The following is an 11,984-nucleotide window of genomic DNA, read 5'->3' as shown; positions in this document are numbered from 1 at the left end:
GCCTTCCGGTTCGGGTGACTGGGTCGGGGTGGGACCACGGTCCCGCGCTGCCGTTGCGCCCCCGTTCCACGGGTGTGAAACCCGCACGCACCCGAATGGGACGGCCCGGACGAGGCGTCTCATTTGCCCGAGACCACCGCGAAACACGACCGAGACACCGGGGCAACGCAGCCCCCGTACCGTTGCCGCATGACCGCGCTCGACCGTGCCATCGCCGACCCGCCACGGGTGCCGGGCATCGGCACGCGCTCCCCCGTCGACGGGCTGTCCCGGCGGAGCATCGGCCCGGTCGACGTGCTGGCGCAGTCGGTGTCCGCGGTCGCACCGTCGGCGGCGGCCACCACGATCCCGGTGCTCGTCGCGACCGTCGCCGGGCAGGGCGCGACGTGGTCCCTGCTCGCCGCGATGGCACTGTCGTTCCTGGTCGGACGAACCGTGAACCAGTTCGTCCGACGCGTGGCGGGCACCGGCTCGCTCTACACCTACGTCTCGCTCGGCCTGGGGCCGGCGGCCGGTGTGGTCGCGGGCGCCGCACTGCTGCTCGGCTACGGGTTCATCGCGATGTTCTCGCTCACCGGCAGCGGCTACTACCTCGACTACCTGCTGTCCCGGTTCGTCCCGACGGCCGGCACCGGCTCCCTGGTCACGGTCGTGGTGATCACCGCCATGGGTGCAGCGGTGTTCGCCGTCATCGCCCTCGGGGTCCGGTTGTCGACGCGCCTCACGCTGCTCGTCGAGACCCTGTCCGTCGCCGTCATCGTCGTGCTGATCGTCGCCCTGGTCGCACGGCTGCAGCCCGCCGACACGTCCGCCCTCGCACTCGGTCCGACCGCACCGGCGCCCTTCGCGGTGGGCACGGCGCTCGCGGTCACCGCCTTCGTCGGGTTCGAGAGCGCGTCGGTGCTCGGCGTGGAGGCCCGGCGCCCGTTCCAGGCGATCCCCCGCGCGATCTCGTGGACCGTCCTGGTCGCGGGCGTGCTCTACGTCGTGAGCGCTGCCGCCCAGCAGACCGGGTTCGCCGCGATCGGCGCCGACCTCGCCACGAGCGCGTCGCCGGTCAACGAGCTCGCCACGGCCTTCGGCATGCAGTGGGTCGGGTGGGCGCTCGACCTCGGGATCGCCGCCTCGTTCGCCGCGTGCGCGATCGCCTCGACGACGGCGCTCGTCCGGGTGCTGTTCGCGATGGGCCGTGAAGGGGTGCTGCCCGCCGCGCTCGGGCGGGCGTCGCCCCGGTTCCGGACACCCTTCGTCGCGGGTGTGCTGGCGTGCTCGGTGCTGACCGCGCTGCCCGTCCTCGGGCTCCTCACCGGCATCCCGACCTGGTCCCTGATGGAAGCCGAACTGGTCGTCGCGGCACTCGGGTACCTGACGGCGTACGCCATGACGTGCTTCGCGGCTCCGGTGTTCCTACGACGCATCGGTGAGTTGACGACCGGGGTGGCGACCACCGCGGTGACGACCGGCGTCCTGCTCACCGCCGTGCTGCTCACCTACGCCGGGGTCGAGGCCGCATCGCCCCGGTGGCCGGCCGCCGTCCTCGCCGTCGGGACGGTCACCGCGGTCGTCGTCGCGTTCCTGGTGGCGACCCGTCGGCGACCCTGGCGACGGGGTCGGAGCCGCGCGGTGTACGACGTGCCGGTCGAGGCGGACCTGCTGGGCGCCTCCCGGTCGTCCGCCGGACCCGGCCACGGGACGGGGGTGCGGTGAGCGAACCCGGTCTCCGCGCGCGGCAGCCGAAGGCGATCCAGAACGCCCTCGCGGTGCTCGAGGCGGTCGCACACGCCGGGCCGGGCGTCACCGCCCAGCAGATCTCGGACGCGCTCGGGATGCCGCGGGCGACCACCTACCGGCTCATCACACTGCTCGTGGAGGACGAGTACCTGGTGCGCCTGCCGGACCTGCGCGGCTTCGCACTGGGGCACAAGGTCTCCGAGCTCGCCGGCGTCGCCCCGGCCGCTGCCCCGTCGGTCCCACCACTCCCCCGCGCCGTCCGGTCCGTGCTGTCCGACGTGCGCTCGGCGGTCCGCGCCGGGGTGCACCTGGCCCGGTACGACGCCGACGGGATCTGCGACGTCGACGTCGACCCGGACTTCCCGCTCCTCGACGCGACCGCCCTGCGATCGGCACCCGGGTCGAGCGCGATGGGGCGGCTGCACGCGGCCGGCGGTGCCTCGGCGTCGCAGGTCGGTGCCTTCGTGCGGGGCTTCGGGTGCCTGGCACTGCCCGTCCGCGGCGAGCGCGGTGAGCTCGTGGCGGGGCTGACGTTGTCCGCGCCCGCGGCCCGGGTGGAGTCCCCTGGCCAGGCCCTGGTGCACCTGCGGACGGCGGTCGCGCGGCTCGAGCCCCTGCTCGGCTGAGTTCTCGGCGTCCTCCGAGCGATCTCTTGGCACTCACCAGGGTCGAGTGCTAAAACGGTGGCAGTTGAGTCGAGGGGACTCAACGAGAACCACGAAGGAGTTGATTTCGATGACGATGAACTTCGATCCGTTCCGCGAGCTCGACCGACTCGCGGGTTCGCTCCTCGGCACCGCCGGCGGACCGCGCTCGATGCCGATGGACCTGTACCGCACCGGGGACCACTACGTCCTCGACGTCGACCTGCCCGGCATCGACCCGGGCTCCGTCGACATCGACGTGGACGGCTCCGTCCTGACCATCCGCGCCGAGCGCACCCTGGGCGCACCCGAGGGCTCGCAGTGGCTCGCCCGTGAGCGCCAGCCGGGAACGTTCGTCCGGCAGCTGACGCTCGGCGACGGCCTGGACGCCGAGCGCATCACCGCCGGGTACGACAACGGCGTGCTGAGCGTCACGATCCCCGTCAAGGAGTCCGCGAAGCCGCGCAAGATCGCCGTCACGGTCGGTGGCGCGTCCGAGCAGCTCGCGGTCGGTTCCGGCGCAGTCGGTTCCGGCGCCGCCGGTTCCGGCGCTGCCGAGTGAGGAGCTGAGCGATGACGTCCGTCCTGCTGAACGCGGTGGTCGCGGTCCTCGTCGTCACCGCGGCGCTCGCGCTGACGAGCCTGGACCGGCGCACCGCCGTGCTCCTCGGGGCCACCGGCAGCCTGACCGGCACGTTCCTGACCTGGGTCGCCGCGCCCCGGCTGTTCGAGCAGTCGCTCCTGGCGCCCTGGGTCGCGGCGGTCCTCGGCACGGCCCTGCTGATCGCGGGGTGGAGCGCGGTCCGCGCCTACTCGGGCATCTTCGAGGCACCCCGCGACGAAGAACCCGAGACGGGGGCGCTGATGACCGTGGGCGGGTCCGCCCCGTCGGTGCGGTGACCACCTGACGGACAGGAGGCCCGGTGCACGTCGTGCGCCGGGCCTCCTGTCATCCGTCGGTCGCGTGGGCGACCGTCGGGACTACTCCTTGTTCAGCTTGTCCTGCACCAGGCCGGCCGTCTTCTCGACGACGTTCGGCAGCTCGGTGGTGCCGTAGAGCCGGACGTCGGGGTGCGTGGGCGGGGGCATCGGGACCGAGGTGGTCGGGCCGTCGTGGTACGAGTACTCGCCCTTGCCGTCGAACGAGGGGCCGCTCGCCCACGGGCCGTTCTTCGCCTCGGCACCGTCGGAGAAGTTGAGGTACTGGTAGTTGACCTCCTGGTTCTCCTTCGACTGCGGGAAGTTGCTCGGCACGGGGAAGCCCTCGACGCCCTTCTCGCGCAGCTCCGCGGCAGCGGTCGCCCACATGTTCTGGTGCATGGTGTCGCGGGCGATGAGGAACGACAGCAGGTCCCGCACGCCGTGGTCGTCGGTCATGTGGTAGAGCCGGGCGGCCTGCACACGACCCTGCATCTCGGCGTTCTCGTTCGCCGTGAAGTCGGCGAGCAGGTTGCCGCTGGCGGTGATGTACGAGCCCTGCCAGGGGTTGCCGTTGCTGTCCACCGGGCGGGCGCCCGCACCGGCGACGATCGCGTGCTGGACGTCGGTGCCGCCGACGATCGCGGCGACCGTGGGGTCGTCCTGCAGCGCGTCCTCGGTGATGCCGAGCGGGGACTTCTCGAGCAGCTGCGCGATCATCGTCGCGAGCATCTCGACGTGGCCCATCTCCTCGGCGCCGATGCCGAACACCATGTCGCGGTACTTGCCGGGGATGTGCATGTTCCACGCCTGGAACTGGTACTGCAGCGCGACGGAGATCTCTCCGTACTGGCCACCGAGCACCTCCTGCAGCTTGCGGGCGTAGATCGCGTCGGGCTTGTCGGGCGTTGCCTTGAACTGGAGTTCCTGCTTGTGGAAGTACAAATCGTGCTCCTTCGTCTCGATCGAGCGATTGCACGGCCGATGGTTCGCCGGGGGCACTGAGCGGCCGTCCAAGGTGGCCGGATCACGCAGAGGGTGTCCCGGATGCGCCGTTCCACGGTTCCGGGTCCACCGTCGGCTTCACCCGGCAGGACGAGGCCCTTCGGTCGGCCGCCCGATGCCCTCGGCCGTCCGGTTGCGCAGGCTGGGAGCATGCAGACCTCGACCAAGCACACGATCGCCACCCTGCTGCTCTGTGCGGCGATCGTGGTCGCCACCGTCATCGCACTGATGGCCATGGCCCCGCCCGCGTGACGCCGGTACGGCATGGGAGGATCGCTCTCGTGACCGAACGGGGCAGGTTCCTCCGGCCGCTCGCCACCCGGTCGATCGTCATCGACGTGGCCTGGGCGGTCCTGGCGGCGTTCGTCTTCCTGCTGCCCATCGACCTCGAGCTCGAGCACGCCAGCCTCGCCGCGGTCCTGTCGGCCTCGGTGGCGATCGCCCTGCGTCGCATCTCCCCGTCCGCCGCGATGGCGATGGTCGTCGTCCTCGGGGTGATCCAGGTCGGCGGCGGCGAGCGCCCGTCACTGGTGGACCTCGCGCTGTTCGTCGTGATCGGCACCGCCGCGGTCGTGGGCACCCGCACCGAGGTCGTCGTCTCGGGCGTGCTCGCGGTCGTCGCCGGGGCGGGTGCCACGGTCTACCTGGCGTCGACCGGCTTCCGGTTCCTCGTGCTCATCAACGGCCCGCGCGACCAGGCGTTCCTGGCGATGGCCGCCCCGGTGACCGCGCTGCTCGGGGTCTGGGCGGGCGGAGTCGCCGTCCGGGCCTTCCGCTCCCGCGACCGCGAGTCGGAGCGCCGTGCCGACGCCGAGGCCGCAGCATCACGTGCCGAGGCCGTCGCCACCGAGGCCGAGGCCACCGCCACCCGCGCGATCGACGTCGCCGAGTCCGAACGCATCCGCGCCGACATCGCCCGCGACGTGCACGACGTCGTCGGCCACTCGCTCGCGGTCATCATCGCGCAGGCCGACTCGGTGCCGTTCCTCGACGACGAGGCGCGCATCCGAGCGGTCAGCGCCACCATCGCGAGCACCGCCCGGAGCTCCCTGGTCGAGGTCCGACAGGTCCTCGGGCACATCGACGGCTCCGCCGAGGCGACCGGCCCGGGCTCGCTCGAGGAGATCGTGCAGGGCATCCGCGACGCCGGGGTCGACGTCGACCGCACGGTGCGCGGGGTCCCGCTGGCCCTGCGCCCGGACACCGGCACCGCCGCCCGCCGCGTGCTGCAGGAGATGCTCACGAACGCCCTGCGCCACGGCGCCCCCGGCAACCCGGTCGTCGTGCGGGAGACCTGGCGGAACGCCGACCTGGTGCTCGAGGTCGAGAACGTCGCCGGAGACGGCACCACCGCCGGCTCGGGCCGCGGGATCGACGGCATGGACTCGCGCCTCGGCGCCCTCGGTGGGTCGTTCGACGCCGCCGTGCTGGACGACGTGTTCACGGCACGCGCCCGCATCCCGTTCGACGTCCAAGGGGGACCCGTCCGATGACCGAACCGATCAGGATCCTGCTCACCGACGACCAGGCGCTGTTCCGCGCCGGGCTCCGGGTGGTGCTCGACGCCCAGGACGACATGCGCGTGGTCGGTGAGGCCTCCGACGGTGCCGAAGCGCTCGCACTCATCCCCGAGGTGCGCCCCGACGTGGTGCTGCTCGACATGCGGATGGCCGGCATGGACGGCGTGGAGACCGTCCGGCAGCTCTACTCCGGCGCCGTCCCGGGCCCGCTGCCCCGCGTCGTCGTGCTCACCACCTTCGGGCTCGACCCGGCGGCGGCGACCGCGATCCGGCTCGGCGCCAGCGGGTTCCTGCTCAAGGACACCACGCCGCCGTTCCTGTTCGCCGCGGTGCGGGCCGTGCACGAGGGCAGCTCGGTCATCGCACCGAACGACCTCGCGCAGCTGTTCGGCACCGACGTGGCGCGGGCCCCGGCACCGCAGCCGCCGGAGTTCGCGACCCTGACCGAGCGGGAGCGCGTCGTGTTCGGGTGGGCGTCTCGTGGGCTCTCGAACGCCGAGATCGCCACCAGGGAGTACGTCACCGAGTCGACGGTGAAGACCCAGATCTCCAGCATCCTCGGCAAGCTGTCGCTGCGCGACCGGGTGCAGCTCGTCGTCTACGCACACGACCACGGGCTGGCGGGCACCCGCGAGGACTAGTCCGCGGCGATCCGGTCGAGCCACTCCGCGAGCATCGTCCGCTCGGCTGGCGACAGTCGATCGAGCCGGGGCGCTGCGGCACGGAGCGTGATCGCGGCGCTCGTCACGGCGTCACGCCCCCGGCCTTGACCACCCGGGGCCGCGCCGCCGTCGTCCGTCGTCGTCCCGCTCGGCACGAGGATCCGCCCGAGCACGGCGTCGAGGACGTCATCGGCGAGTGACGGGTCCCGCTCGTCCGACGGAGCCGCCAGGATCGCGAGCACCGCACCGGTGCCGGCCGCGTGCACGAGCTCGACCGCGCGGTGTTCCGGCACGGCCAGTCGTCCGGCCTCGGCCACCCGGCGGATGCGTTCGGCGAGCAGCGCGGTACCGGCGCGGGCGGCTGCCGACCGACGGCCACGCTCCGGGTCGCTCAACAGCACGAACAGGTCGGGGTTCGCCAGCCCGAAGCCGATCGTCATCGACCACCCGGTGCGCAGGTCCTCGACGGGGTCGGTCGCCTCGTCACGAGCAGCCCGGACGGCGTCGGCCTTCATCGCCGAGAACGTCGCCATCGCGTGCTCGGCGACCGCTTCGAGCAGACCGTCCTTGTCGCCGAACAGCCGGTAGATGGTCGGTGCCTGGACGCCTGCGCCGTCCGCGACCGCCCGCGTGGTCACCGCCGCGGCACCGCGTTCGCGCAGCATGGTGCCGGCGACCTCGACGATGCGCGCACGCGTCTCGTCGCGCTGGCTTCCCTGCTCGATCACGGAGCAACGATAACGGATCTGTGCTATCACTGTGTTACCAGCGATACCGACGCGCTGTTTCCAGCGATACGGAGAAGCCATGATCGTCATCACCGGGGCCACCGGAGCCCTCAACGGCGCGACCGCCGACCACCTGCTCGAGCACCTCGCGCCGTCCGACCTGGCGGTGGTGACCCGTGAGCCGGCCCGAGCACAGCGGTTCGCCGACCGCGGCGTCGAGGTCCGCCGCGGCGACTACGCCGAACCGGAGACCCTGCCGGCAGCCTTCGCGGGCGCCGACCAGCTCCTGCTCGTCTCGTCGAGCGACCCGGCCGCCGACGCCGTCGCGCTGCACCGTGCCGCGGTCGACGCAGCCGTGGACGCCGGCGTCGGCCGGGTCCTGTACACGAGCCACCAGGGCGCCGCGCACGGTTCGCCCTTCGTGCCCGCAGCGCACCACGCCACCACCGAGGACCTGCTCCGCGACTCCGGCTTGCCGTGGACGAGCCTGCGGAACGGCTTCTACGCGCACAGCGCCGCCTGGATGACGGGCCCGTGGCAGGAGACCGGCACGGTGTCCGTCCCCGTCGACGGCCCGGTGTCGTGGACCGCCCGCGAGGACGCCGCCGAGGCAGCCGCCGCGATCCTGCTCGCCGACCAGCCGTTCGACGGACCGGTGACGCTCACCGCTCCGGACGCGCCGACCTTCGCCGACCTGGCCCGGCAGGCGTCCGAGGTGTCCGGTCGGACGATCGGGTTCGAGGCCCTGGGCGAGGACGAGTGGCGTGCCCGTGCGCTGGCCGCGGGGCAGGACCCGCACATGGTCGCGTTCCTGCTCGGCATGTACCAGGCCGCCGAGCGGGGCCTGTTCGCCGGCACCGATCCGCTGCTCGGCGAACTGCTCGGTCGCGCCCCACGGCCGGTGCGTGACCAGCTCAGCTGAGCGCCGCAACCTCGTCGAGGATCGCCTCGACCGATGCGGGGTCGTGGGCGAACCGTCCGAGGAACAGCCCGCCGATCCGCCCCTGCCCCCGGGTGAGTAGACCCGGTCCGGCGCTGCCCCCGTAGAGGACGGTGCTGCCGCGCAGCTCGGGTCGCGTGGCGAGGTGCTGCTCGATCCCGGCGACCACCGCCACGATGTGCTCGTCCGGCGCGGGTGCCGGTGCACCGATCGCCCACACCGGTTCGTAGGCGACGGTCAGGGGTCCGGCGAGCCCGTCCGCGACGGCGGTCGAGACGGCCCGGTCGAGCTGCGCGGTCACCGCCGCCACGGCCTCGGTCGGGTCGGAGGCCCGGTCCGGCTCCCCGACGCAGACCAGCGGACGCAGGTGGTTGCGGAAGGCCGCGTGCACCTTCCCCGCGATCGTCGCGTCGTCCTCGTGGAACAGGGAGCGCCGTTCGGCGTGCCCGATCTCGACCAGGTCGACACCGATCTCCCGCAGTTCGGCGCCGGAGACCTCGCCGGTGAACGCGCCCGCGTCGGCCCACGACAGGTCCTGCGCGGCGAGCTGCACACCGGTGCCGGTGAGCAGCTCACGCACCGGGACGAGCGCCGGGAACGTCGGCGCCACGAACAGCGTCGCCGCTCCCGAGCGCACCGCGGGGTGTCGCCGGGCGATGTCGCCGACCTCGGCCGCCCACGACAGCGTCCGGGCGTGCGAGAAGTACGTCTTCAGCGACACCCCGACGGTGATCACGGGGCGACCGTCTCCACGACGAGGGCGAAGGACAGCGCGCCGGGGTCCGCGGTGCCGACGGCCTGGTCGGCATGGGTGCGCGCCCGGCCCATCCTCGGCACCAGCGACTCCGTGGCGTCGGCGGCTTCGCGAGCGGCACGGACGGCGTCGCCCCAGGCCTCGGCGAGCGCCGTCCCGGCGTCGAGCCGGGTGCGGAGCACCTCGTCGAACGGCACCAGGGCGTCCACCATCGTCTTGTCACCGACGGTGGCGCCGAACGCGAGCACGGCCTCGGTGGCCGCGCGGACCCCCTGCGCGACGGTGGCACCCGACGGACGCGAGTCGTCCCCGACCACGCGACCCAGGGCCTCCAGGGCGGCGCCCCAGATCGCACCGGACGTGCCGCCGGCCTTGTCGGACCAGGCATCCGCGGCGACCAGCAGGACGGTGCCGGCACCGGCACCGCGGCTGACCGCGTCGGCGGCTGCGACGTCGGCGGCGTGCGATCCGCGCTGCATCCCGATGCCGTGGTCACCGTCACCGGCCACGGCGTCGATGCGCCCGAGTTCGTCGGCGTGCTCGTCGAGGACGGCGCGGACCGCGGCGAACCCGGCGGCGACCTGCTCGGCGACCGCACGGGACTCGTCGGTCGCCGGGCCGATGCCGACGCCCTCGGCGTCCGCCGCCACGGTCGACGGGTCGACCCGCTGTTCGGCGACGGCACCGCCCTTGCGGTAGGCGGGGGTGTCCGCGGGTGCTGCCCAGAGTTCCTCGAGCTCGTCGTCGAGCCAGAAGAGCGTCAGGGAGACCCCGGCCATGTCGAAGCTCGTGACGAGTTCGCCGACCTCGGGCTCCACGATGACGACCCCGGCGTCCGCCAGGCGCCGCTGCACCGAGCGGTAGACGACGAAGAGCTCCTCGTACTTGACCGAACCCAGACCGTTCAGGATCGGGACCACCCGCTGGCCCTCGAGTGCCACGCCGTCGGGCAGTTCGTCGAGCAGCCGGGACACCAGCAGCTCGGCCAGCCCGTCCGCGGTAGGGACGTCCGTCTCGTCGATGCCCCGCTCGCCGTGGATGCCCATGCCGACCGCCATCCGGCCCTCGGGCACCGTGAACAGGGGTTCCTCGGCGCCCGGCAGCGAGCACCCGGAGAACGCGACGCCGAAGCTGCGCGTCCGGTCGTTCGCCCGTTCGGCGACGGCGGTGACCGTGTCGAGGTCGTCCCCGCGCTCGGCGGCGGCGCCGGCGACCTTGAAGACGCAGAGGTCACCCGCGATGCCGCGGCGCTTCGCGCGGTCGTCGGCCGGGGCGCTCGTCACGTCGTCGGTGACGCGGACCGTCCGCACCGGGATGCCGTCGGCCTCGAGCGTGCGCGCCGCGGCGTCGAAGTTCAGGACGTCGCCGGCGTAGTTGCCGTAGCTGAGCAGCACACCGCCACCGTGCTCGGACGCCTTCGCGACCCCGGTGACCTGCTGGGCGCTGGGGCTGGCGAACAGGTTGCCCATCGCGGCACCAGCGGCCAAGCCGTGGCCGACCAGCCCGCCGAACGCGGGGTAGTGGCCCGAGCCCCCGCCGATCACGACCGCGACCGTGCCGTCGGGGCTCGTGGTGGCGCGGGCGACCCCGCCGTGCACCCCGCGCACCCACCGCTCGTTCGCGGCGACGAAGCCGTCGGTCGCCTCGTCGGCGAAGTCCGCCGGGTCGTTGAACAGTCTGGTCATCGCTTGCTGCCCTTCGGGTCGGTGGTGCGGACGTGCGAGGTGTCGAGCAGTTCGTCAGCCTTGGCCCCGCGGAAGAACTTGGTGCAGAAGATCATCACCGCGGCGACGAACGCCAGGACGCCGAGCGAGACGATGCCGAACGCACCGCTGTCGGTGGGCACCACCTCGTTGATCGCGGTGCGCATGATCGGGGCGACGAACCCGCCGAGGTTGCCGAGCGAGTTGATCAGGCCGATGCCCGCGGCGGCTGCGGCACCGGTCAGGAACGCCGTCGGGTACGCCCAGGTGATCGGGCCGACGGCCAGGAAGCTCGCCACGGCCAGGGTGATGAACAGGATGCCGAGCACCGGCTGCCCGTTCGCACCCGCCCACGCCGAGCCGAGGATCGACAGGCCGGTCGTGACGTAGAACAGGGTGCCCCAGCGACGACGGCGTCCGACGGAGTCCGCACGCGACCCGATCAGGTAGCAGGCGACGAGTCCGACGAGCCACGGGATCGCGGACACCAGACCGACCTGCCAACCGACGTCCTGCCCGAGCAGCGAGGACACCTGCTGCGGCAGGTAGAAGGTCGTGCCGTACACGGCGACCTGCAGGCAGAAGTAGATGATCGTGAAGTACCAGACGCGCCCGCTCGCCATCGCGCGCCAGATGCCCTTCGGGCCGTCCTCGCTGCGGGCGGTGTCCTCGCGCTCCATGGCCGCGGTGAGCGACGCCTTCTCGCCCGGTTCGAGCCACTTCGCCTGCTGCGGACTGTTCGTCAGGAACACCAGGGCCGCGACGCCCGCCAGCACCGCGAGGATCCCCTCGCCGGCGAACATGACCTGCCAGCCGTGGAACGGCGTGACCTGGTCACCGATGCTGATCAGGCCACCGGACAGCGGGGCGCCGATCATCTGCGAGAACGGCTGCGCCAGGTAGAAGATCGCGAACATGCGCACGCGCACCTTGTTCGGGAACCACTCGGACAGGTACATGATCACGCCCGGGAACAACCCGGCCTCGGTCACACCCAGGATGAACCGCAGGATGATGAACATCGTGTCGTTCGTCGTGAAGGCGAACAGTGCGGCGACGATGCCCCACGTGACGGCGATGCGGGCGAGCCAGAAGCGCGCACCGAACCGCTTGAGCAGCAGGTTCGACGGGATCTCGAAGATCGCGTAGCCGATGAAGAAGATGCCAGCGCCCAGGGCGAAGGCGGCGTCGGAGATGCCGCGGTCGACGCGCAGGGCCTCTTCGGCGAAGCCGACGTTCGTGCGGTCGAGGAACGCGACGAAGTACAGGATGACCAGCATCGGCATGAGGTGCTTCGTCGCCTTGCCGATGGCGGACTTCAGGCCGGGGTCGTTCGTCGACCCGAGCGCGGGGGCAGGGGGTAGTGACACGGGTTCGCT

12 protein-coding genes are annotated in these 11,984 nt (G+C 72.5%); 7 read left to right on the top strand and 5 right to left on the bottom strand.

What is annotated here, in order from left to right:
• The first annotated feature begins 189 nt into the window (after positions 1-189).
• The 4 genes from DEJ11_RS00365 (at position 190) to DEJ11_RS00350 (ending at position 3,275) form a co-directional block, all read left to right on the top strand.
• Positions 190-1,707 (top strand): APC family permease, encoded by a 1,518-nt coding sequence (locus tag DEJ11_RS00365; protein WP_111102845.1) that lies wholly within the window; start codon positions 190-192, stop codon positions 1,705-1,707.
• The gene (locus DEJ11_RS00360; protein ID WP_258370710.1) at positions 1,704-2,357 is read left to right on the top strand and encodes a helix-turn-helix domain-containing protein; all 654 of its coding nucleotides are present in this window, start codon (positions 1,704-1,706) and stop codon (positions 2,355-2,357) included. The genes DEJ11_RS00365 and DEJ11_RS00360 overlap by 4 nt, the downstream gene beginning before the upstream one ends.
• 109 nt (positions 2,358-2,466) lie before the next feature.
• Entirely contained in the window at positions 2,467-2,937 is a 471-nt protein-coding gene (locus DEJ11_RS00355; protein ID WP_111102843.1) for an Hsp20/alpha crystallin family protein, read from the top strand.
• 11 nt (positions 2,938-2,948) lie between these two features.
• Complete coding sequence (locus DEJ11_RS00350) at positions 2,949-3,275, top strand: hypothetical protein (RefSeq protein WP_071248763.1); 327 nt, start codon at positions 2,949-2,951, stop codon at positions 3,273-3,275.
• Between the two features lie 81 nt (positions 3,276-3,356).
• Here the strand turns inward: DEJ11_RS00350 and DEJ11_RS00345 are convergent, their stop codons facing one another.
• The gene (locus DEJ11_RS00345) at positions 3,357-4,238 is read right to left on the bottom strand and encodes a manganese catalase (protein ID WP_071404423.1); all 882 of its coding nucleotides are present in this window, start codon (positions 4,236-4,238) and stop codon (positions 3,357-3,359) included.
• Positions 4,239-4,579: 341 nt separating this feature from the next.
• Between DEJ11_RS00345 and DEJ11_RS00340 the strand changes: the two genes are divergently transcribed.
• Together DEJ11_RS00340 and DEJ11_RS00335 are read left to right on the top strand one after the other, a co-directional pair.
• Entirely contained in the window at positions 4,580-5,791 is a 1,212-nt protein-coding gene (locus DEJ11_RS00340) for a sensor histidine kinase (RefSeq protein ID WP_244993310.1), read from the top strand.
• Positions 5,788-6,459 (top strand): response regulator, encoded by a 672-nt coding sequence (locus tag DEJ11_RS00335; protein ID WP_071404422.1) that lies wholly within the window; start codon positions 5,788-5,790, stop codon positions 6,457-6,459. Before DEJ11_RS00340 ends, DEJ11_RS00335 begins: the two co-directional genes overlap by 4 nt.
• On the opposite strand, the gene DEJ11_RS00330 is transcribed toward DEJ11_RS00335, so the two are convergent.
• Complete coding sequence (locus DEJ11_RS00330) at positions 6,456-7,208, bottom strand: TetR/AcrR family transcriptional regulator (RefSeq protein WP_258375286.1); 753 nt, start codon at positions 7,206-7,208, stop codon at positions 6,456-6,458. The genes DEJ11_RS00335 and DEJ11_RS00330 overlap by 4 nt on opposite strands.
• A 79-nt stretch (positions 7,209-7,287) precedes the next feature.
• Between DEJ11_RS00330 and DEJ11_RS00325 the strand changes: the two genes are divergently transcribed.
• Positions 7,288-8,130: an NmrA family NAD(P)-binding protein gene (locus DEJ11_RS00325; RefSeq protein WP_111102840.1), complete on the top strand. Its 843-nt coding sequence runs from the start codon at positions 7,288-7,290 to the stop codon at positions 8,128-8,130.
• Here the strand turns inward: DEJ11_RS00325 and DEJ11_RS00320 are convergent.
• The 3 genes from DEJ11_RS00320 to DEJ11_RS00310 are packed head-to-tail and all read right to left on the bottom strand — an operon-like array spanning position 8,123 to position 11,975.
• Positions 8,123-8,884: a triose-phosphate isomerase family protein gene (locus DEJ11_RS00320; protein WP_111102838.1), complete on the bottom strand. Its 762-nt coding sequence runs from the start codon at positions 8,882-8,884 to the stop codon at positions 8,123-8,125. The genes DEJ11_RS00325 and DEJ11_RS00320 overlap by 8 nt on opposite strands.
• Positions 8,881-10,587, bottom strand: coding sequence for a dihydroxyacetone kinase family protein (locus tag DEJ11_RS00315; protein ID WP_111102836.1), 1,707 nt, complete (start codon positions 10,585-10,587; stop codon positions 8,881-8,883). Before DEJ11_RS00315 ends, DEJ11_RS00320 begins: the two co-directional genes overlap by 4 nt.
• A complete protein-coding gene (locus DEJ11_RS00310) occupies positions 10,584-11,975 on the bottom strand; it encodes an MFS transporter (RefSeq protein ID WP_111102833.1) in 1,392 nt (463 codons plus the stop codon). The genes DEJ11_RS00315 and DEJ11_RS00310 overlap by 4 nt, the downstream gene beginning before the upstream one ends.
• Positions 11,976-11,984 lie beyond the last annotated feature (9 nt).

This window comes from Curtobacterium sp. MCLR17_058 (genome assembly GCF_003234705.2).
Classification (GTDB): Bacteria; Actinomycetota; Actinomycetes; order Actinomycetales; family Microbacteriaceae; genus Curtobacterium; species Curtobacterium flaccumfaciens.
The sequence above is the reverse complement of the archived record's forward strand: the minus strand, read 5'-3'. Positions and strand labels throughout refer to the sequence as shown.

Excerpts from the sequence above, each read along its gene's own strand:
- DEJ11_RS00365 (WP_111102845.1), top strand. The coding sequence starts at position 190 with ATGACCGCGCTCGACCGTGCCATCGCCGACCCGCCACGGGTGCCGGGC.
- DEJ11_RS00355 (WP_111102843.1), top strand. The coding sequence starts at position 2,467 with ATGACGATGAACTTCGATCCGTTCCGCGAGCTCGACCGACTCGCGGGT.
- DEJ11_RS00325 (WP_111102840.1), top strand. The coding sequence starts at position 7,288 with ATGATCGTCATCACCGGGGCCACCGGAGCCCTCAACGGCGCGACCGCC.
- DEJ11_RS00335 (WP_071404422.1), top strand. The coding sequence starts at position 5,788 with ATGACCGAACCGATCAGGATCCTGCTCACCGACGACCAGGCGCTGTTC.
- DEJ11_RS00350 (WP_071248763.1), top strand. The coding sequence starts at position 2,949 with ATGACGTCCGTCCTGCTGAACGCGGTGGTCGCGGTCCTCGTCGTCACC.
- DEJ11_RS00315 (WP_111102836.1), bottom strand. The coding sequence starts at position 10,587 with ATGACCAGACTGTTCAACGACCCGGCGGACTTCGCCGACGAGGCGACC.